This is a genomic window from Paraglaciecola mesophila (assembly GCF_009906955.1).
In the GTDB taxonomy this organism is placed as follows: Bacteria; Pseudomonadota; Gammaproteobacteria; order Enterobacterales; family Alteromonadaceae; genus Paraglaciecola; species Paraglaciecola mesophila_A.
Window position 1 is genome coordinate 4132496 of record NZ_CP047656.1, and the last position, 21919, is coordinate 4154414.

Genomic DNA, 21919 nt, shown 5'->3' on the forward strand with positions numbered 1-21919 from the left:
ATTAGGAGCCCTCCATATCAACGATCCATGTGTCTTTACTGCCACCCCCTTGGGATGAATTTACCACGGTTGAGCCTTTGATCATCGCGACACGTGTAAGGCCGCCCATAGTCACTTTTACCTCTTGGCTGCTAAGAATAAATGGCCGTAAGTCAAGGTGCCGCCCTTCTACGGTATTTCCCACCATAGTGGGAGCCGTAGAGAGCAATAACATAGGTTGAGCCACATAATTTCGAGGGTCATCTTTGATCAATTGACGAAACGCTTCGTGCTCTTTGGCACTTGCATGGGGACCAATTAGCATGCCGTATCCGCCGGATTCGTTAGCCGGTTTGACCACCATCTTCTCAATGTTTGCTAGCACATATTCTTTTTCATCTGGGTTAACACAGCGGTAGGTGGGGACGTTTGAAAGCAGTGGCGTTTCGTTCAAATAATATTCAATAATTTGCGGTACATAGCTATACACTACTTTATCATCCGCTACACCTGAACCCGGTGCATTTGCTAGGGCGACATTCCCTGATTTCCAGGCGCGCATAAGACCGGGTACCCCTAAAGTTGATTCAGGATTGAATACCTCGGGGTCGATAAAGGCGTCATCGATGCGCCGGTAAATAACATCCACGCGGCTCAGTCCATTAATGGTTCGCATGTATACGCAGTTGTCGTCTTCAACCACTAAATCATCGCCCACTACCAATTCAGCACCCATTTGTTGGGCTAAATAAGCGTGTTCAAAATACGCTGAATTATAAATACCTGGGGTTAGTACAACAATCTCTGGCTCGGGAATGTTCCGAGGAGATAACGCCGCAAGCATGTCGTATAAATCGGAGGGGTAATTGTCTACTGGTAAAATGTCGTACTGTTTGAACATTTCAGGAAATACGCGCTTCATTACTTGTCGATTTTCAAGCATATATGAGACCCCTGAAGGCACGCGTAGGTTGTCTTCGAGTACATACACAGTGCCGTGTTGATCACGGACTAAATCTGAGCCACAGATATGCGCCCAAATACCAAGTGGTGGGGTCACTCCCTTACATTGCGGGAGAAAGTTTTTTGAATGGGTTAATAAGGCTTCAGGAAATATTCCGTCTTTTACAATATTTTGCTCGTTATACAGATCGTTTATAAACATGTTGAGGGCTTTGACCCTTTGCTTTAACCCTTTTTCTATTTGTTGCCACTCTTTGAGTTCAATTAAGCGCGGCACAATGTCGAACGGCCAGGCTCTGTCTATGGAGCCTTCTTCGTCGTTGTACACGCGAAACGTGATCCCCATGACTTTGATAGCGGAATCGGCACCCGCTTTATATTCTTGTAGTTCTACATCAGATAGGTTTTGAATGAATTTACATAATTCTTTTGCATAACCTCTTGGTCTCCCTGAGGTTTCTACTAACTCATCGTGAAACGGACCCGTGTCGTATTTATTCCAATCAATCGGCATACTGAGCTCTCCATCTTGTTAGTTGCTCATTTAGTATACGACTTTAGTGTGAATTTGATACAAAAACGTCTTGACGTTTATATTGGCTTCATTTCAAATCAAGAGCCATAATCAGGCAGGCTTTCTCTCGCCACGGTAGCGAATAGTTTAGGTAAATAAGTATGACATATTGTTTAGCGATAAGTGTGGACGATGGCCTTGTTTTCGCGTCTGATTCTCGCACCAATGCTGGAGTCGATTACGTCGCGACGTACAGTAAAATGAGTCGATTTGTATTTGATGATAATCGTGTGTTGACGTTACTTACCTCTGGTAGCTTGGCCACATCTCAAGCCGTAGTCAATGGGATTAAGCGAGACTTAGACGATCCTGAGGCTAAGTTCGATATCAGTCAGGGAAAATACTTGCATGAAGTTGCCGAGTACATTGGTAGATTGAGTCAGCATGAGCAACGTACCCATGGTAAGGCGTTTGAAAACTCAAATGGTAGTAATGAATCTAGCTTCATATTGGGTGGTCAAATAAAAGGACAACCTTGCGAGATTTACCTCATTTACCCGCAAGGTAATTTTATTTCTGCTTCTGCTGAAACGCCTTATCTTCAAATTGGTGAGAGCAAATATGGCAAACCGATTTTGGATAGGATAATTAGCGCCGATATTTCTCTATCTGATGCTGCGCGCTGCGCGGTGATATCTCTCGATTCGACGATGCGTAGCAATGTATCTGTGGGGACGCCGATAGAACTTTCTTTGCACAGGCGAGATGTGTTTCAATCTCCTGAACATTTGGTTTTAAGTGCGAACAGCGAGGATTATCTATCGATTCAAGCTCAGTGGAACAACGGCATAAAATCAGCTTTTAACCAGTTACCCAAGCTCGATTGGGATAAATATAATCGCTAATAATCTTTATTGGATATGACTTCATGTACAAAGCGAAGTTTATCCAGCGCGGTAATAGAAATAACAAACGGATAGGCATCATCTAGCCCCATACTGCGATTTAGCCCGTTAAGGGCCTTGGTCAATTGGCACCAGTTATCGAATAAATGGGTAAAGCTCGACGCGATATATACTTGATCGTGAATTTCACTTGATGGGATCGGATTGGCTATTTTGTTACCCGCTACGGAGAAATCGAAATCGTTTGCTGTTTCTAACGTATCAATCATATGTAAGTAATGGGCCCAAGTTTCTGCCCAATCCTCCCATGGGTGCATGCTTGCGTAAGCGCTGATCCATACATTTTGCCAATTATTAGATGGCCCATGCTTATAGTATTCTCGCATTGAATCTACGTAACTTAGGCGTTCATCGCCAAACAAGCGACGAAATTCGTTAATCTTATCACTATGCGCGATTAATCGATCCCAATAATAATGACCGGATTCATGCCTAAAATGCCCAACGAGCGTACGGTATCGCTCGCCCATTTTTTCGCGCATCTCTATACGGCTACTGTGGTCCGCTTCGTTGATATTGATGGTGATTAGGCCGCTGGCGTGACCTGTGGTCACAAAGTTTTTAACAGTAAGCTCGTTGCCATATTGGTCTTCAAGCTCGTCCTGCAAAAATGCAAACCCTAGACCGGTGGGGTTATTCGGGCTTTTACCTTCTATGGGCAAGCCGAGCGTGATCACGTTATATAGTAGACGACGTTTTGCTTGTTCTAATCGAAACCAAAGGGTTAGATTATCTGAATCGGCTAGATTGGGGATCACTTCATTCAATCGACAAGAAATGCAATATTCATGGTTATCGTCGTAACTGACCATCCAGTTGCAGACATCATGGTCTGCGTAATTTTTGCACTTTCGGTAAAGCTTGCCGTTGCAGGAGGCTTGCAAGTTTCCATATTGGTTCGTGGTAAAAGCGCTCAGTTTTGCTTCGTCTGGAATAAAACCAAGCATTAACCCGCACGAGACACATTTTGAGTTAGCAAAATGCAAGGTATTAGCGCACTGGCAGGTAAAGGTATTCAAGCAAACACTCCTAGTAAATCACCACCGAAGTGGGGCAGTTATAGATTGTAGCAAGCTAGTGAGTTTATCCGAATAACTAACGTATCAAATTTGAGAGTTTATTTTGTGTTCTTGTTCTCGCGCCATAGTGATAGATTCAAAAAAACGATTAATTTTCAACGCAGGTCTGTTAGCAATTTGAGTGGTTTGTGGATTTGCCGTTAACATTGCTTTGCAAATTTGTCGATATGCACTAATTCAGCGAAAATTTGAATAATTAGCATTGCAACTAAGGGTATATGCTGGTTACCTTGCGGACAATTATTGCACCTGGAACAGAAATTCAGGAAGCAGGTCATTTACAGTCATCTTTGTTCAATAGGTTTTATTCGGAGTATTTATGGATCGCCGCGCAGCTACGTCTGTCATCTTTGCTGGGTTTTTCTTCCTAGGCATGGTGTTTATCTTATGGGGAGTGTTGCTGCCCGACTTAGCACAAAACCTTGCTATGAATGAAGTAGTCAGTGGGGCCTTTTTTACTTTGATATCGATAGGCATGATCCTCGGCGCTATATTGGGTGGCAAATACGCACAAAAGTTTGATTTTATGTCGCTCTTTGCGGTGCTGCTTCTTTGCGTATTGCTCTTGTTGCTGGCTATTTCATTTGTGCAACATTGGTTATGGTTGCTTGTTGGTGCGCTGGTGCTGGGGATGTTCGCGTCGAGCTTATTCACCATAGGGCATACCGTGATCGCGCGCCTACATGTTGAGCGGCGCTCTGCCATGATGGGCTTCATGGATTTTATGTTTAGTCTTGGCACGTTGGCCGCACCGTTTTATGTGTCTGGTTTGTATTTAATTGAGCATGACTGGCGCTGGCCACTGCGTATATTAGCTGTTGGTATGTTAGTTCTGGCTGTTTATACCTGGCGCGTGGCTCATCAAGGTAAAAAACTTGTCGCTCCAGAAGAGGCAAAGAAAAACCGTAAAAGTCTATCTTATGGGGACATAATTCGCCGTCCGGTGTTTATATTTTTGGCTCTCGCTGCTTTTGGCTACGGCATGGTAGAGTTTGGTAACGCCAATTGGTTTGTAAGTTATGCACAAAATGGTCACGGCTTTAGCGGTGAGCAGTCGCGTTTAGTATTCGCCTTTTTTACCGCTGGTATGGTGGTCAGCCGCCTTGTGTTTGCTTTATTGCTTAAATGGCTGACCTCCCATCGATTGATGCTAATTTTAGCCACCATCATGGTAACAGGCAGCTTTATGATTAAATTAGCCGTTGATCCAGTGGTGATGTCGTGGGGTAATTTCATGTTGGGCCTAGGGCTTGGAGGCTTGTTCCCGCTGATGCTTTCGGCCGCAATGGACGTGGATAGCGATAAAGGGCCGATTATTTCAGGCCTATGTGTTATTGGTTCATCGATTGGCGTGCAGGTTGCTTCATTTAGTACTGGGCTTTGGGCGCATTATGCGCCGTTAGTGACTGCATTCTGGGTGATCCCTATCGGCGGAGCATGGCTGTGGGCGATGACGTGGGCGTACAGCCGATTTGTAAAGCGTCATATTGCACAGGTTAAACTTGGCGTTAATTAATCGACAACCCTGACTTTGGGCGCATAAGCAAAGGTATATTCTGCTACACTGCGCCTTTTAATTATCTGAGAAATACCATGTGGATTTGCCCTGCTTGTCAGTCACCGTTACTTTTAACTGGACGTACGTATAGATGCGACGCTGGGCATACCTATGATATGGCAAAGGAAGGCTACGTTAACTTACTGCTTGCTCAGCATAAAAATAGCAAAGAGCCGGGTGATAATAAGCAGATGGTCAACGCTAGACGCGCATTTTTGGAGCAAGGACATTACCAGCCATTAGCGAGCAGAATGGCCGAATTATTGGCGACCTATTTAGCCAGCAACTCTTCCGGTGAGACTGATCTAGATGCCGTATCTTCACTATTCGATGCGGGCTGTGGTGAAGGTTATTATTTACAGCGTATTTTAACGGCACTCAACGCCGGATCTTCAAATGTAAAAACCATGGGCGCTGGGTTAGATATTTCTAAGGTTGCAGTGCAAAAAGCAGCGAAAAAGTACCCTGAAAGTGCATTTTGTGTTGCCAGTAGTTTTGCTATTCCTGTGCCGAATGCAACCCAGCATGCTGTTATCCAAGTGTTCGCGCCAAGTAGTGAGGCGGAAATTTTACGTATTCTGGCTGACAACGGCATGTGGTTACAAGTAAACCCTGCTCCTGAACATTTAGCTGAGCTAAAAGCGTGTGTGTATGCAGCACCTGCTGAGCACAAAGCGTCACCCGCTGTACCAAGTGGTTTTGAACTTGCCCATGAAGAAACCTTAACCTTTTCGTTTGATTTAGCCACCCCTGAGATGCGCATGAACCTATTGATGATGACGCCATACTACTGGTCTACGTCGGTGGAAAATACCCAACGTATTAAGGCGCTATTAACGCATGTCAGTGCGCATTTTTCGTTACGCTTGTTGCGCAAAGCTGGATAAAGGGCACAAAAAAGCCTGCATTTGCAGGCTTAGGAAATTCTCAAGGTCCAGTGTTTAGGGTCCAGTGTTTAGGGTCCAGTGTTTAGGGTCCAGTGTTTAAGGGTTCGTCGCAAAACTGCTTAAGCGTTTTATGGCTTGGCTTAGCAACCGAGTATCAGCTTCATCTGCTAACTCTTTGCCACTTAACAAGTTATAAACTTTGCTGTTGCCGTTACTAGAGACTTCAATGCGTTTATCGTTTTGCATAACGATAACCATGCGTTCATGGGTTGTCACTAACCAGTCACGGCCAGGATGACTTAAATCTCGACCCGTACTGTAGTTTTGCGTAGGTGCGTTGCAACCCAGTAAATTCAGTATGGTTGGGGCTAAATCTTCGCTGCTGGCAAAGTCAGCAAATAGCTCAGTATTACTGAACAGGCTATTGCCGCCATGGTCATTTCCCGTTACGGCTAATACCTGATACTGCTGCATTACTTGCGGAGTAGCGAGTATCGCGCTGAGCTGCTCACTGTTTGTAAAACCAACGGCGAGATGGGTTGCCGCTGAGATTATTCCTTGTTCAAAGTCAGACCATTGCTGACTAAACTGCTTGCTTTGTTTGCCCGCGTCTAATTCACTGGCGTATATTCCAACCTTCAGCCCTAACGCTGAAGGCAAATCAAGCAGAATAGGCGTTTCCTTTGCTAGCACAGAATGATAAAGCTCGGGCAGTCCAAACAAATAACTACGCTGATTATCAGCAGAAGAAGATTGGCCTGCATAAAGCGGTATGCTATGGGCTAATGGTGCCTGAAAAGCGCTAGTTGGTGCATCAGTATTGACTAACAATAAGACTTTCTTTTGCCCAGAAACGGAGCAATACAAAGGGGACAATGGATAGTTGATTTGACTAACTCGATCATCAAATTGTAGTTCAAGACGCTGTTCGTAGTTGTCTCTATCGAGTAAATCATAACGTGACATTAGTGTTTTCGCTGTCGCAGGATAAGACAAAGGGAACAGATCGTCTTGTTGAACGATAGGATGATACAAGTTTGCGTCAGCCCAAATATGCAGTGCATGGCTAGACACAAAGCACACGACGAAAAAGCTGCTAATGGGCAAGGCAAGTTTACGCTTTTGCAAGCGCGCCACGCGCTTCCACAGGGCATTGGCTAGCACTAACTGGGCCGATAACCAGAACAAAAAGATCAGAAAAAAGAATGCCCATCTCTGCCAGCTAAATACCGAACGTGCGACGTTAGCCTCACTTCTGAGCATTTCCGCGGTAGAGAAACTTAAATGCACCCCATACTTGTTATATAGCAATGCATCAAAGCCCAACATGGCCAAGGCCACTGCTGCCAAAATTGCACTAATGACCTTAACCGTACGGGCATTTGGCACTAGATAACACAGAGGCAGAATGAGAATGATAAACCCAAAGAAAGTCAGAAACCCGATATGACTGATCCAGTTGGACAGTAAATAAATGATCCCCAATGGTGTCTCAGGAGCAGGCGAGCTAAATATGTACACACTGGCAATCGCGATCGCCAGAATCATATTTGAAAGCGCAAACCAATGACCCCAAGTAACTAACTGTGTGACTAATTTACGTCTAGGCGTTTCTGTTAAAATCATGAATTTATCTATTTAGCATTGATACTTTTTAAAAGTACTTGTGTAAACTTATCAGCCATTTCACTTCGCTGACTTTCGTTGACCTGTTGCATAAAAATGTTTGTGATGACATTACCCAATGCCATCAATGATAAATCTCGTCCGGCTTGGTGCTTTTCCAGTGCGATGATGATGTCGTGCATAAGGTTTTCGAATTGGGTATCCGAATATTTAGAATTTTGAGGCATATTTTTTCTCTCAATAGTAATGGCGAGATAGTAACAATGGTCCGCTCAAAATGCGAGTAATGCGCAGTGTAGGTAGATAAATAGTCATTGAAAAGGGCGTAATTCGTCCAACAAGAACCATTTTAGGTTTACGCTTTTTAAGCACAAACCCTTAATTAAGATAAAGGAGCCAACGTGAGCGCACTCATTCGCCATTTTGTGGTACATCAATTAGCGATCAATGAACAGCAGCAATTAACGCTTGTACCGCGTGATAGCTGTTTTTCTGTCACCCCAGAAATAGAAGACCTCGCCCAGCAAATTAACCATGCTTTTAATACAAAGCCGGGTAAAGGGGTCGGTGGTTTTATAGAGCAAGGTGCTGAGCCCGCCAAAGACGAAGAGGGTGAAGATATTCCAGTCAGTCCGTTTCAAGCGCATTTAACAGCCATGCTTAGTGATCCCGAGACCTTTGTTGATTTTAGTATTCAAAGCAGTCAGATGCTGAAAAAAACCATGGCTGACATGGCAAGTATTGAAACGGGCTTTGTGGTGTTTAGCCATTATGAGTTCCTGGCCACTGAGTACTTGATGATAGCCATTTTAAACACCAAGCAACACGTTGAAATTAACCGTGAACTAGAGCTGAGCAGCAGTGACCACTTAGATTTAGCTAAAATGCAGCTTGCGGTACGTATCGACCTTACCCAGCTATCAACAACCCCTGAGCAAAATAGATATATCAGCTTTATTAAAGGCCGAATGGGGCGCAAGGTGTCAGACTTCTTTATGCAATTTTTAGGGTGTGAAGAACTCGTTGATATTAAACAGCAGAATAAACAGTTGCTTAATTCGGTGGATGAATACTTAGCCTCAGAACAAATGGATGCCAGCGAAAAGAATGCAACTCGCAAAACTGTTTCTGAGTATTACAAAGAGAAACTTGATGCTGGTGAAGACATTCAGCTTAAAGAATTAGCCGATAAGCTTCCTAAAGAACCAGAGGGGGATGACTTCTATCAGTTCGTCGCGAACAGTGAAACGCCCATTGAAGAAACCTTTCAAGCGGATCGTAGTGCGCTGAAAACGCTAGCAAAATTTAGTGGACAAGGGGGCGGTATTAGCTTGAGTTTTGAACGCAATTTATATGGAGAACGTGTGCATTATGATGCAGGCTCAGACACATTGATGATTAAGGGAATTCCGCCAAATTTGAAGGATCAGTTGTTGAAGGCTCAAAAGTAACTGTCTATTAGGTCGAAAATACACCAGCGTGAAGAGCATGGCTGGTGTAAACACATGATAAAGTTTCATACCCGAGATATACTAAGCTCGTAATATACTACTCATTTTCTCAACACTCATTGTGTTAACTAAGGTATTTAGTCTGTTTTATGCAATTATTCGTTAACGATTTAACCGTTATGGATTTTTCTTATCTGTGCCCTAAGCGCGGCATGGTGGGAGAAAGTTGGATAGTCGACGTCGTATTAGACGGCGATTTAAATGAAGAGAGCATGGTGCTCGATTTTTCTAAGGTTAAAAAGCAGCTTAAGCATTTGATTGATGAATATGTCGACCATAAATTGCTGATCCCCGTTGAGCATGAATATAGCCATATTCTGCGAGACGAAAAAAATGACAGAGTGAGTGTGGATTTTATGCGCCCAGATGGACGTTCTATTCATCTTAACTGCCCCTCAGAAGCATACGCTTTCGTGTATTCGAAGCACGTGACTATGTCATCGGTTAGCCAATATTTAAAACAAGTTATTGCTACCCACTTGCCTGATAACGTTGCAGGGTTAGAGTTAGCGCTGCGCGCAGAAGTGATAACGACGCCGTACTACCACTATACCCATGGTTTGAAAAAACACGATGGCAATTGTCAGAGGATAGCTCATGGCCATCGTTCGAAAATTACCATCATTGAAAACCAACATGAAAGCCAAGAATGGCAACAGTACTGGGCAGAGCGTTGGTGCGATATATACGTGGGCTCTAATGAAGATTTAGTTAGCGCTGACAAGGTTAACTTTGTAAAGAGTGATACTGATTTTACAGAACATTATTTATTTGGTTATGAGTCTTCTCAAGGTTGGTTTGAGTTGGCTATTCCGAAAGCTGAAACAGAAATGGTTGATACAGATACGACTGTTGAATGCCTTGCACAATTTATTGCTGATGAACAAAAGCGTTTAGTGCCTGAGAGTGAATTTAAGGTGTTTGCGTTTGAAGGTGTTGGAAAAGGTGCCATAGCCTATGCATAAATATATTTTTGGGGCGTTTATCAACCTAATGTTTATGATGGGTGCTCAGGCCGAAATGTTAGAGCTGCGAGGAGAGTTAACTCAGGGCAGTTTACTTAGGGGCAGCGCCCCTTCAGGCAGTGAAATCTGGTTAGACGGAAAACCAATATTGATAAGTGATGATGGTCACTTTGTCTTTGGGTTTAATCGTGATGCCAAGTTAGAACATCAGCTCACATGGCGCGACCCAGAAGGCAATCATCATGAGAAAAACCTCAAATTAACTTCGCGAGAATACGATATACAACGTATTGATGGCCTAGCCAGTAAAATGGTTTCTCCTCCTCAAGAGGTACTAGAGAGAATCCGTCAAGATAATGTACAAGTTGCAGCCGCGCGCGCTCGTCGTGACGTGCGAACCGACTTCTCTCAAGATTTTATATGGCCTGCCCAAGGGCCTATTAGCGGTGTGTATGGGAGTCAACGCGTACTCAACGGTCAGCCGAAACGCCCCCATTACGGTGTGGACGTAGCTGCGCCAACGGGCACACCTGTTTACGCCCCAGCTGATGGTGTGGTCACCCTGTTTGTGCCTGATATGTATTATTCTGGCGGTACGATGATTATCGATCATGGGCTAGGGGTTTCTTCTACTTTTTTGCATTTAAGCAAAGGATTAGTGAAAGAAGGAGACATCGTAAATCAGGGGCAATTGGTGGCTGAAATAGGCGCCACAGGGCGTGTCACTGGTGCGCATTTGGATTGGCGAATGAACTGGATGAACGTGCGAATTGATCCAGCATTATTAGTTCCTAAGCGCTAAAGAAGCGAAACTTCAAAGGGTGAATAACTAGTGGGCATGTGCTTTTGCGAATGTCGACGCTCAACATCAGTCACTTTCATTGATAACTTTCCCCGTCGTATCCCTCAAGAATCAGCGTTTTCGCGCGATAACCTAGTTAATTAATCATTCTCATATCCTCCTTTTTTATAGGGGGAACTATTGGTGATCTAGGTTTGCAGGAAACTCAAGCGACGCAAAACAAGCAAGCGGTTAATCAGACCTCGTTAGATCTTGAATTTAGCGGAGCGCTTAACCGTGCGTCACAGCAAGGGGGAAAATTCGCTTTACTGTTATCTATGCTGCAGCAAGATATATTAGCTCGCCCGCGAATTGGCTCGGTAAACACTGAAACCAGCGGGGTCGAAGAGGAGATTACCTCATATTACCCAGAAAGCCAGTTACAAGCCCATGCCCAAGACTGGCTTTTGGCCGATACCACGACTGAGATTCTGCATGCCGATGGCATTCGTAGTGCTCAGTTGTGGTTGGCGATGCACCCGCAACCATTGTCGTTGCATAATGATGCGTTTCATATCGATGATGATATTGTCGAAAATTGTGATATGTATACTCAGAATCGATATGCGGCTCATTCAGCTGGGTATGCAAACACCAGTGAAAGTAATGGCCATGATAATGAAATAACGGTAGATGAAACGGGTATATTTGATTTACTAGAAGAGATTGGCCTGCAAATGCAGGCCTAATTGGTGAAGTTTTAATTAACCATCTCGATTAATTTTCTGCGTAACTTCTTGCAATACCTCGTCCGCTTTATCTGTGGGAATTTGGCAAGTACCGGCGTTCTCGTGTCCGCCGCCACCATATTTTAAGCACACTTCACCAATATTAGTGTTGGAGCTTTTGTTCAATATAGACTTGCCGATCGCTAGCACCACGTTTTGCTTTTGGAATCCCCACATTTTATGAATAGAAATATTACACTCAGGGAATAGGGCATAAATCATGAAACGGTTGGTGGCGTAGATAGGCTCTTCGTCCTTTAAATCTAAAATCACTAAGTTATCTTTTACCGTCGCACAGCGTTTAATTTGTTCAATTGCAAGTGGACGATGCTCTTGGTAGATTTTGATACGCTCTTGTACGTCAGGAAGCTGAATAATTTCATCAACGCTAAGGTCTAAACAACAGTCGATCAGCTCCATCATCAAATTGTAATTAGAAATTGTGAACTCTCGGAAACGTCCTAGACCCGTGCGTGCATCCATTAAAAAGTTCATTAAGTCCCAGCCTTGAGGATCTAACACTTCTTGCTGGTTAAAGTTGGCTGAATCCCCCTTATCGACAGCATCCATCAACTCATCAGTAATTTTCGGAAACTTGCTCTTACCGCCGTAGTAATCATATACCACGCGAGCCGCAGAGGGGGCCGATGGGTCAATGACATGATTGTCATGAGCTTCGTTTCGCATGGTTTCACTGTGATGGTGATCGAAGCACATGTGGCAACCTGAAACATAAGGTAGGTTAGTAAGAATGTCCCTAGGACCTACCTCAATCTTGCCATCTTGCATGTCTTTAGGGTGAACGAATTTAATATCGTCAATCATGTTCATATCTTTCAGCAAAGCGGCACATACTAAGCCGTCAAAGTCGCTGCGGGTGATGAGTCGAAAAGTACTGTTTGACATAATGCTCTCTTGGTTGTGGATGGGAGAGATAAAAACGTATTTTCATTTCTCTCGATGATATCGAATTGGGCGAAAATTCAATTACTTTGTATGCAATCAGTCTAAAACGTAACAGCAGATTATTCAAAAAGTAAATCTATGAAAAGTATTGATATTTAGTCTAATACAGAGATAAGTCTTTCTTACTGTAGGTAAAAAAATTACGTTATTGAAGACTGGATTTGGATAATTAAATCTTCATTATAAAAATTTTTTAAATTCAATTAAACTTTTTGCCTATTTTTAGCGACTAACATTTGGACAGCCTAGTGAACTGTCGTATTATCCCCGGCCGCAGCATGTTTCACATGTCGCGGCTTTTTCCTTTGTGTCCATGCGTAACACGCATTATTTAGCGTAATTCACTTGGGCGGTTAAAATGATACCCCTGAGCAAAATCCACTCCTAGTTTCGTTAAAGCGTCCACGGTTTTTTCGTTTTCGACGAATTCGGCAATAATTTCTTGATTGGCTGCTTTGGCTATCTCGCAAATAGATTTTACTGTGGTGTAATCTAGCGGGTTATCCATCATATTTGCGATGATTGTACCGTCGATTTTAATTTTCTCCGTGGGCAGCTCTCTAAGATAAGCATAAGAAGAATGGCCACTACCAAAATCATCTAAGGCAAAGCAACAGCCTAGTTTTTTTATGTTTTCGATAAAAAGTTTAGCGCGCTTTATATTGGCGATAGCCACCGTCTCAGTCACTTCAAAGCATAATTTATTGGCGGGGATCCCGCCTTTTATCACCTTGTCGATAATGAAGGTTTCTAATTCGTGATCATTCATAGAATGACCGGATAAATTGATAAAAATCATCGCGGTATTTTCAAGTTGAGCTTGGTTTTGACGAAAATGCGCGAAAACGGCGCTGACTACCCAAGTATCAATTTGGCTTGTTAATCGGTAGCGTTCAGCGATGGGCAAGAAGCTCGCAGGGCTAATGATCTTTCCATCCATCCCTTTCATGCGCAGCAATACTTCAAAATAGCGCCCAACCTGTGTATTTTGTAACGGCATAATATCTTGTTTATAGAGGATAAATTGGTCATTTTTTAAGGCGTTATTGATTTGATGAACGGATAGAATATCGTGTTGTTTGAGATTGACCTGCTCTTGGCTTGCATCGTATAGACGCACGGTATTGCGGCCTTCACTTTTTGCTAAACCACAGGCAACATCCGCAGCATTGAGTAAATCTGTCGTGCTGTTATTCTTTACTTTTGGGGCGACGCCGATACTAGCGCTTAGATGAAAGGTTTCCCCTTCCCAATGGTAAGTTAGGTTACGTATATTTTCTTTGATATTGTTTGCAATTTGTAGGGCCTTCTCGAAAGGACAATCTAATATGAGAATGGCAAACTCATCTCCCCCGAGCCGTGCGACAATATCATTGCTGCGTACATTACTTTTTAAAATACGTGCAACACTAACAAGGATCTCATCTCCCGCTGCATGGCCGCATGTATCATTAATTGTTTTAAAATAATCTAAATCGATAAAACATAAAAAGTAGTTTTGCTTGTTGTCGTGAATGACTTGTTTTAGGTTGCGCTCGAACGCACGCCTATTTTGTAACTCTGTTAACGGATCGTGTGACGCTTGATGAAATAAGGTCTCTGTTAAGTGTTTAAAATCGTTGCTTAACTCTAATATTTCAGTGGGGGCTCGCCTAGTCGCCTCAAAATCATGACCTGAAAGTGCTCGATGAGATGAATAAATCAAACCATTTAACGGCTTACATATTCTGCTGTTAGCCCACCACCATAGGGCGATTATGGCCAGAAAGAAACCGATTCTGGTGAACCAACTGACTTCTTCCATTCGCTGTTTTTCCGCCTGCAAAAAACGGGCTTCGTCATCTATTGTATTGTTGGTTTCCTGCGTTAAAAACTGGATGTTTCGCGAAAGTAAGAGGCTGACTGGATCATATTGCTCTAGTAATTGAGCTAGACTTTGCTGCAGATCACTGGAGGGCAGGTCTAACACTTTGTCTAATACATTGTTGATACCCACCACCAAAGCCTTAGACTCAGATATCTTTTTTGATAAGGGCGGGAAACGGTTATGGTCGTGCATTTGAGAAAGTTCATTAATGAGGTATTCCCCCATATTTTTAGCGCCAAAAATCAGATAAGTGTTACCTGAGCCGATAACAAGGTCCGCGGAAACTAAGAATTGTGACGTGGTGTTTTCTATCCGTTGAAGATCTTTTTGCCACAACAAACTTTCATTGTGTTCACTCTCTAGCGTTTGCACGCTGTTAAAGCGATAGGCTAAGACTTGCTCTAATATATAAGCGCCCAGCAAACATGCGCAAACCAACAAGGCTAGGTAACTTCTTATTCTCATTTTTGTCCTCAATTAATGCGCTATGGCTAGATTTTGTAGATCTTTTCTCCAACTTATATCGGTAATAGCAAGGGTTTTTAGCGCAGATCGTAAGGTTAGCAATGCTAATTTAGGCGCGATAGGAAAGACTGACTCGCCATAAGCGGAAAGTGTTTCTCCATCATCACTTAATAAGCTTTTTAATTGAGAGAATGACTTACCTTGAATTACGTGACTGATGCTTCGGGTCACTGTGTCATTGCATTGTGGACTACGGCAGCGCTGAAAATAAAAGCCTTTTAAAGTTCGATCTAAGTTGATTGCCCAAGCAATTTCAACGAGCCCCCACTTTGCCCATTCAGAACGTGCTTGTAAAAAACCTTCTGCTTGTTGGTCTTTATACAAGACGTATAAGGTGTGCTTAGCGACTTCACTTTGATGGATAGTGAAGGGTAGCTGTTGTTTCATTTGTTCACGATCTGCTTCAGTAACATCGGTCACCACAGTTCTAAATTGATACTCTTGGGTGTATAAAGCTTGGATAGCTGAGACGGGGTCGCGCAATGAGCAGAAGGCGGCTTGGGAGGGGAATGTTACGATGAGCATAAAGAATGTAAGCGCAAAAAACGTCGCTAATTTTACGAAAGCTGCTTTTACCAGATCTGCTGATTTCTTTGCTTGAACGTTTGTCATCACAATCTGTATCTCACTTGAATGCTTAAGTCAGGCTCTATATTAAGTGTCGGAGCGGCGTTTAATTTATGTTTGAACTGTGCGCTTAAGTCAAAGCCATGGGTATTTTGCCACTGCATACCTATCACCCAGTAACTGGCAGAATCTTTTTTACTCATCTGTTTAATGTTTTGATAACCCAGTTGCATATAACTTTTAAACTGCTCTTTGGCACCCATCCAAGCAATTTCTACGAAGCTATTTTGGGTATCATCCCCTGCTTTTTGACCAATAGATGACTCAAACATAAATTGCCACTGATAATAAAAATAGGAAGCGTCTACCCCTAACGTTTTATGCTCGGTGGTGCCTGAACCGGTCAGCACATCTCCGTAAAACCACGAAAAACCTGCGGTTATATTTTTCTGACTTGGTGTTCCAATACGACCTGAAAAAATATGCGGGTTATGGGTGCTGGTTAGTTCGTTTCCTGAGCCTCTTGTGAGTGCGATTTCATACTCTAAGTAAGGCAAAATGCCGTTAACTGACATGCCCCAATCGGCTTTAATGCCCCGATTTACAAAGGTGAATTGACGTAACGTTCCATTGGTATCTTCTTGATACTCTAGCCCATACGGAATTTCAAAGTGCCCTAGCTTTATATTCAGCCTGCCTTGGGCTAGGGCCGTAAAATTAAAGTTGGTGATGCGCCATGTCAATTGAGTATCATCGCCATCGTCGAAGAAAAATGGCGCAGAAGACGCGTTATTCAATGACACCAAATACGGTTGAAACATCAGGGTGCCTATGTCCCTATTTTTGTGGCTAAATACCTTGTGCACGTCAAGACCTAATGTATAAGTAAAGGCATTGTGCTGGTTATCTGTATTGTTATTAAGTCTAGCCGATGTATCAACAGACCAGCGCATATTCTCGCCTAGCAAGTTACTACCGAGGTTTTCGGCGCAAAGGAGCAAAGGTGTGAAGCTCAAAAGAAGCGCAAAAAAGTATTGTGGCTTAGGGAAACAAATCTGCATGAAATACTACTTTCCTTAATATTTTACCCAAGCAAATACATGCTTTTTGATTGGAAGCTGAACCGCTTTATCTTTGTATACTTGACGCTTCTTATCTAGGTAACGTGCACAGCATCAACTCTAGCTGGCGAACTTACTTTTTCATATTAGACATAGATATAAATCAGACTTGGCTTTATCGCCAATTTTTAGTTTTTGACTCTGCGTTTCTCACATCAAGACCATTCGTGCTTGAGTGGTACGGCATTATATTTGACACAAGGTTTTAAGTTTCAGGTAGTCAATAATCGTCACTTGGCCATAGTGAACTTGAATAACTTCTTGTGCTTGCAGTTCCTGAAGTAATTTATTCACGGTTTGTCTAGAGCTGTGAAGCATTAGGGCAAGCGATTCTTGGGATATGCGCAAGGTGGTGCCATTTTCAACCGGTGCTTGATGTTCTAATCCCTCGGCTAATAGCAGAATTCGTCCACACAATTTACCTTTTAGCGATAAGCTTCCGGTTTCATCGATAAACGAAAATGTAGTGCGAATGCGTTGGCAGAGCAGGCGCATGAAATGCGGGTACAGTATTGGGTGTTCTACCAGCAGCGCTTTGAAGTCATGGCTAGATATTTTCAATAGCTCACAGGGTGTTTCAGCATGGGCATCATGAGCTCGAGGCAAACCGTCAAACAATGATATTTCACCAAACCAATTACCAGCTTGCATCCAGGTTAAAATGAGCTCTTTGCCTTCAAGGGTTACATTACTCAAACGGACCTTACCTGACATGACGCAGTACAAACCGTCACCTAAATCATGTTTCTGATAAACAAGTTGTCCTGTTTCAACTCTCTTTAGTTTTGCTGCCGTGACGAGTTGTTCGATAATGTCTTGCGGAAGTGATTTAAACCATGGGCTCTGACTCAGAATGGGTCTAATTGTGTCTAAATGCATAGGAATTATCTTGAATTGTCGTATTAGCGACAGTGTGTGACTTGCCTGTAGATTAAGTTGTTGACACAAATTTAACAATCTAAAGAAGCAAATTTATGTCAGCAGTAAAGCAACAGGTTAGTGAGCAAGAGTGGAAAGCCAGAGTCGACTTAGCGGCGGCGTATCGTATGGTGGCTCATTATGGTTGGGATGATTTGATTTTTACCCATATCTCCGCTCGTGTTCCAGGGCCAGAACATCATTTTTTGATCAACCCCTACGGTATGATGTTTGATGAAGTAACGGCTTCTAATTTAGTTAAAGTCAATTTACATGGCGAAAAAGTCATGGAGTCTGAATATGATATAAACCCCGCAGGTTTTGTGATCCACAGTGCAGTGCATGAAGCACGCGAGGATGCGCAATGTGTTATGCATTTGCATACAACGGCTGGTATTGCAGTGTCGACGCAGAAACAAGGGCTTTTGCCTTTAAGTCAGCAATCTTTATTTGCACTGTCTTCTATGTCGTATCATGACTATGAAGGTGTTGCGTTAAATCCTGATGAGAAAAAGCGTCTGGTGGCTGATCTTGGCAATACTAATTTTATGATATTGCGCAACCACGGCTTGCTAACCTGTTCAGACTCTATCGCGGATGCTTTTTTGGGGATGTTTTTACTGCAACGCTCATGTGAAATCCAACTACAGGCACAAGCCTCTGGTCAAGAGCTGATACCTATCCCTGAACAAATACTGGCGGGGATTCGAGCACAAGCTCAACAAGTTACTCGCTCTGCCGGAGGCGCACTAGCCTGGCCGGGCATTTTACGTCAACTTAATCGAACCAATCCAGGTTACGATCAATAATGAAGCGCTTTCCCAATGTTGAGCAGTATCAAGCGAGTGCCAGCTACGCGCAAATGGGTGAGCATAGAATCGCATACTGGACTGCTCAAGATGCTGCGGCGATAGAGAATGGTGAACCGTGGGTTTTATTGATCCATGGCTTCCCCAGTGCAGCTTGGGATTGGCACAATCAATGGCATGTACTACGCCAAAAGTATCGCTTAGTGTGTCTCGATCTTTTGGGGTTCGGGCTGTCAGATAAACCCAATAAACACGATTACAGTTTACTCGAGCAAGCGGATATTCTCGAAACATTGATGGCGCAACTACAAATTAAGCGATGCCATATTTTAGCCCATGATTACGGTGATTCAGTGGCACAAGAGTTATTGACTCGCCATTATGAAAAGCGCTTAAATTTGAGTATTCAAAGTGTCTGTTATTTGAATGGCGGATTATTCGCTGATTGTCACCGTCCCCTGTTGACGCAAAAACTGCTCAAAAGCCCGTTGGGGCCGGTTTTAGCAAGGTTCATGAGTCAAAGCAGTTTACACCGCAGTTTTGCTAAAATATTTGGCCCTAATAGCCAGCCGGACGCGGCTCACATTGCGATCTTGTATGCTTTACTGGAATGGAAACAGGGAAAGCGTGCGCTTCCGCATTTATTAAAATATATAGATGAGCGTAAAACTCAGGCTTCTCGCTGGATTAGTGCCATGCAACACACATCGTTGCCCCAGTGTTTTATCAATGGCGTTCATGATCCAATATCGGGCCAGCATATGTTGAAGCAGTTTGAAAACCTATTACCTCATGCGCAAACTTATGCCTTGCAAGTCGGTCATTATCCTCAACTTGAAGCGCCAAAAGTCGTTACTCAGTTATATCAGACCTTTTTACGATCACTACGCTAGATTCAGTGTATTTCTATTTCATTATTCTCGTGAAGACTTGTGAATTAATGCGTTGGGCAGACCAATGCTGTAGGTGTACTTCAAGTGATTAGACCATTGTCAAAACACGGCATAAAATTCTTTCTGGGCATTTAGCTTCTGGTTCCGCCGTGGCATACTTGCGCTCCTTTTTTAAGCCTGAACCTAATGCGTACTCGGGCGCAGCGATATATCGCTGGCGTATCATGGAGCCTATCTGGTGAAAATTTATTATGAAGACAGTCTACCTTACGCTGCTGAATTTTTTGCAGAGCTAGGTGATAGCCAGGTTTTTTCCCATAAAGATGTGAATGCCGAACTTGTCGCAGATGCCGATGTACTACTGGTCCGTTCAACCACTAAAGTTAACGCAGAGCTTCTTGACGCCAATAAAGGTATCCAATACGTAGGCACTGCAACCGCAGGCACTAACCATTTAGATAAGGCCTACTTGCAAAGTCGTGGCTTAGGGATTCATTCTGCAGCGGGATGCAATGCCGTTGCGGTTGCTGAATATGTACTGAGCGCTTTATTCGTGATGGCGGAGAAACTCGATTGGCAGTTAACCGATAAAACCGTCGGCATAGTTGGGGCAGGGCATGTGGGCACTCGCTTAAGCGAGAAATTAACCGCGCTTGGTATTCAGTATTGTCTATGCGATCCCCCACTAGCGGATGCAGGTGACAGTAGGGACTTCGTTACGATGGATACCATCATGCAGTGCGATATTATCAGTCTGCATGTTCCCCTTGTTGAAGGTGGTCAGCACAACACAGCACATATGTTTGACGCCTCTCGCATCGCTCAGTTGCGAGAGGATCAGCTTTTGATTAACGCTTGTCGAGGGGAAGTGATTGATAACAAAGCGTTATTAGCTAGTTTTGTAGCCGGCCGTGAACTGAATATCGTTTTAGATGTTTGGGAAAACGAGCCGGATATTGATCAATTGCTTGTGCCTTATATTGCATTAGCTACGGCGCACATCGCTGGGCATACCGTTGAAGGAAAAGCCCGTGGTACTGAAATGCTCTATCAACAAGTATGTAAGCAGTTTGGGTTTGATGCGACAAAGCAGCTTAGTGACTATTTACCGTCGCCACAGCCGAGCTGTATTAACCTCGATGAAACACTTGATGGGCAAGCTCTTCTAAGCGCCTTAGTGCTCAGTGTTTATGATATCCGTAAGGACTCAGCGCTATTTAAAAGCACGATTGCCCAGCCAGATCAGTTTAGATATATCCGAAAAAACTATTCTATTCGAAGAGAATTCGCTGCGCTTAGCGTAAATACTGGAAATTATCTTGGATCAGAGGCAATCTACGCACTCGGATTTAACCGTAAATAAGTTACTTAAACAAATTAACACTTTTTAGGAGTTATGCTACATGTCTCGGTCTTTTGATGTCGCCGTGTTGGGTGCTACTGGTTTAGTAGGACAACACATGATTGAAATTCTTGAACAAAGAGGATTTCCAGTCAATAAACTTTACCCATTGGCAAGTTCACGTTCTGCTGGTGGTACGGTGACGTTTAAGGGTGAAGAAGTAACTGTGTTAGACGCAGATACCTTTGATTGGAGCTTAGTACAGTTAGGCTTCTTCTCAGCCGGTGGCAGTGTGTCTGAAAAATTTGCCCCTATCGCTGCAGAAGCAGGTTGCGTCGTTATCGATAATACCTCGCACTTCCGTTATGAGCCCGATATCCCATTAGTGGTACCAGAAGTTAATGCCCACGCATTAGCTGATTTTCGTAATCGCAACATCATTGCAAACCCTAATTGCTCAACGATTCAGATGATGGTCGCCCTAAAGCCTATTCACGACGCTGTAGGTATCGATCGTATTAACGTGAGTACTTATCAGTCAGTTTCTGGCGGTGGCAAAGAGTCTATGGATGAGTTAGCTAAACAAACTGCTGCCTTGCTGAACGGTCAGGAAGCAAAACCTGAAGCATTTAGTCGTCAAATCGCGTTTAACGTCATTCCTCAAATCGATGTGTTTTTAGACAATGATTACACCAAAGAAGAAATGAAAATGGTGTGGGAAACTCAGAAAATTTTGGGTGACGAAAGTATTCGCGTTAATGCCACGGCTGTGCGAGTGCCCGTATTTTACGGTCACGGTGAAGCGATCCATATCGAAACACGCACGCCGATCGATGCGCAGGATGCGAAAAACCTATTGGCACAAGCTCCAGGGATTGTGTTGAAATCTGAACCTGCTGATTTCCCGACTCAAGTAGGTGATGCCAGCGGTAATGACGACGTGTATGTTGGCCGTGTACGTAATGATATCAGTCACCCTAATGGATTAAACATGTGGGTTGTTTCTGATAATGTACGTAAAGGCGCAGCAACAAACAGCATTCAAATTGCTGAGGTACTGATCCGCGATTACATGTAATCAACAAACGTATTAAAATTAACCCACGGTGCGTATTTTACGTCCGTGGGTTAATTGTTTATAAAGCAAAGCAACTTTGAATATTCACTTTTAGTTTAGTCACTTATATATTCATATTTTAATTGGAAGTGCCGATAGCATTTTATAGTCTTAGCGTAAATCAAGATGACTTTAGGATACATTGCCCTTTGTAAAGTAAGGGAAAACATCACTAAAA

20 protein-coding genes are annotated in these 21919 nt (G+C 43.3%); 11 read left to right on the plus strand and 9 right to left on the minus strand.

The window, feature by feature from the left end; all coding sequences use genetic code 11:
* Window position 1: 1 nt before the first annotated feature.
* Complete coding sequence (locus tag FX988_RS17565) at window positions 2-1456, minus strand: circularly permuted type 2 ATP-grasp protein (RefSeq protein WP_160181392.1); 1455 nt, start codon at window positions 1454-1456, stop codon at window positions 2-4.
* Between the two features lie 161 nt (window positions 1457-1617).
* Here FX988_RS17565 and FX988_RS17570 point away from each other — a divergent pair, with 161 nt between their 5' ends.
* Complete coding sequence (locus tag FX988_RS17570) at window positions 1618-2361, plus strand: 20S proteasome subunit A/B (RefSeq protein WP_160181393.1); 744 nt, start codon at window positions 1618-1620, stop codon at window positions 2359-2361.
* Here the strand turns inward: FX988_RS17570 and FX988_RS17575 are convergent.
* Window positions 2358-3440: a putative zinc-binding metallopeptidase gene (locus FX988_RS17575; RefSeq protein ID WP_160181394.1), complete on the minus strand. Its 1083-nt coding sequence runs from the start codon at window positions 3438-3440 to the stop codon at window positions 2358-2360. The two genes, FX988_RS17570 and FX988_RS17575, sit on opposite strands and share 4 nt — an antisense overlap.
* Before the next feature lie 379 nt (window positions 3441-3819).
* Between FX988_RS17575 and FX988_RS17580 the strand changes: the two genes are divergently transcribed.
* A complete protein-coding gene (locus FX988_RS17580; protein WP_160181395.1) occupies window positions 3820-5016 on the plus strand; it encodes an MFS transporter in 1197 nt (398 codons plus the stop codon).
* 77 nt (window positions 5017-5093) lie between these two features.
* Entirely contained in the window at window positions 5094-5945 is an 852-nt protein-coding gene (locus FX988_RS17585) for a putative RNA methyltransferase (RefSeq protein ID WP_160181396.1), read from the plus strand.
* Window positions 5946-6041: 96 nt separating this feature from the next.
* Here the strand turns inward: FX988_RS17585 and FX988_RS17590 are convergent, their stop codons facing one another.
* Window positions 6042-7571 carry a DUF3413 domain-containing protein gene (locus FX988_RS17590; protein ID WP_160181397.1) on the minus strand — a complete coding sequence of 510 codons (1530 nt, stop codon included), beginning with the start codon at window positions 7569-7571 and terminating at the stop codon, window positions 6042-6044.
* Between the two features lie 8 nt (window positions 7572-7579).
* Window positions 7580-7798, minus strand: coding sequence for a DUF1414 domain-containing protein (locus FX988_RS17595; RefSeq protein WP_007988296.1), 219 nt, complete (start codon window positions 7796-7798; stop codon window positions 7580-7582).
* A gap of 174 nt (window positions 7799-7972) precedes the next feature.
* Between FX988_RS17595 and yejK the strand changes: the two genes are divergently transcribed.
* From yejK to FX988_RS17615, 4 genes are all read left to right on the plus strand, one after another.
* A complete protein-coding gene (gene yejK / locus FX988_RS17600) occupies window positions 7973-9022 on the plus strand; it encodes a nucleoid-associated protein YejK (protein WP_160181398.1) in 1050 nt (349 codons plus the stop codon).
* Between the two features lie 149 nt (window positions 9023-9171).
* Window positions 9172-10047: a 6-carboxytetrahydropterin synthase gene (locus FX988_RS17605; RefSeq protein WP_160181399.1), complete on the plus strand. Its 876-nt coding sequence runs from the start codon at window positions 9172-9174 to the stop codon at window positions 10045-10047.
* Window positions 10040-10849 carry a M23 family metallopeptidase gene (locus FX988_RS17610; RefSeq protein ID WP_160181400.1) on the plus strand — a complete coding sequence of 270 codons (810 nt, stop codon included), beginning with the start codon at window positions 10040-10042 and terminating at the stop codon, window positions 10847-10849. Before FX988_RS17605 ends, FX988_RS17610 begins: the two co-directional genes overlap by 8 nt.
* Window positions 10850-11043: 194 nt before the next feature.
* Window positions 11044-11577 carry a VC2046/SO_2500 family protein gene (locus tag FX988_RS17615; protein ID WP_160181401.1) on the plus strand — a complete coding sequence of 178 codons (534 nt, stop codon included), beginning with the start codon at window positions 11044-11046 and terminating at the stop codon, window positions 11575-11577.
* Window positions 11578-11592: 15 nt separating this feature from the next.
* Here FX988_RS17615 and FX988_RS17620 read toward each other — a convergent pair whose 3' ends face one another.
* The 5 genes from FX988_RS17620 to FX988_RS17640 form a co-directional block, all read right to left on the minus strand.
* Entirely contained in the window at window positions 11593-12522 is a 930-nt protein-coding gene (locus FX988_RS17620; protein ID WP_160181402.1) for an exopolyphosphatase, read from the minus strand.
* A gap of 391 nt (window positions 12523-12913) precedes the next feature.
* Entirely contained in the window at window positions 12914-14914 is a 2001-nt protein-coding gene (locus FX988_RS17625; RefSeq protein WP_160181403.1) for a putative bifunctional diguanylate cyclase/phosphodiesterase, read from the minus strand.
* Window positions 14915-14926: 12 nt separating this feature from the next.
* Window positions 14927-15586, minus strand: a complete 660-nt coding sequence (locus FX988_RS17630; RefSeq protein ID WP_160182224.1) for a hypothetical protein — start codon at window positions 15584-15586, stop codon at window positions 14927-14929.
* Window positions 15586-16602 (minus strand): hypothetical protein, encoded by a 1017-nt coding sequence (locus FX988_RS17635; protein ID WP_160181404.1) that lies wholly within the window; start codon window positions 16600-16602, stop codon window positions 15586-15588. Before FX988_RS17635 ends, FX988_RS17630 begins: the two co-directional genes overlap by 1 nt.
* Window positions 16603-16848: 246 nt before the next feature.
* Window positions 16849-17541 carry a Crp/Fnr family transcriptional regulator gene (locus tag FX988_RS17640; protein ID WP_160181405.1) on the minus strand — a complete coding sequence of 231 codons (693 nt, stop codon included), beginning with the start codon at window positions 17539-17541 and terminating at the stop codon, window positions 16849-16851.
* Window positions 17542-17636: 95 nt separating this feature from the next.
* Between FX988_RS17640 and FX988_RS17645 the strand changes: the two genes are divergently transcribed.
* The 4 genes from FX988_RS17645 to FX988_RS17660 all read left to right on the plus strand — a co-directional run bounded on the left by FX988_RS17645 (window position 17637) and on the right by FX988_RS17660 (window position 21702).
* The gene (locus tag FX988_RS17645; RefSeq protein WP_160181406.1) at window positions 17637-18389 is read left to right on the plus strand and encodes a class II aldolase/adducin family protein; all 753 of its coding nucleotides are present in this window, start codon (window positions 17637-17639) and stop codon (window positions 18387-18389) included.
* Window positions 18389-19282 carry an alpha/beta fold hydrolase gene (locus FX988_RS17650; RefSeq protein WP_160181407.1) on the plus strand — a complete coding sequence of 298 codons (894 nt, stop codon included), beginning with the start codon at window positions 18389-18391 and terminating at the stop codon, window positions 19280-19282. The genes FX988_RS17645 and FX988_RS17650 overlap by 1 nt, the downstream gene beginning before the upstream one ends.
* A 238-nt stretch (window positions 19283-19520) precedes the next feature.
* Window positions 19521-20645: a 4-phosphoerythronate dehydrogenase gene (locus FX988_RS17655; protein ID WP_160181408.1), complete on the plus strand. Its 1125-nt coding sequence runs from the start codon at window positions 19521-19523 to the stop codon at window positions 20643-20645.
* 40 nt (window positions 20646-20685) lie between these two features.
* Window positions 20686-21702 carry an aspartate-semialdehyde dehydrogenase gene (locus FX988_RS17660; RefSeq protein WP_160181409.1) on the plus strand — a complete coding sequence of 339 codons (1017 nt, stop codon included), beginning with the start codon at window positions 20686-20688 and terminating at the stop codon, window positions 21700-21702.
* The last annotated feature ends 217 nt before the right edge of the window (window positions 21703-21919 follow it).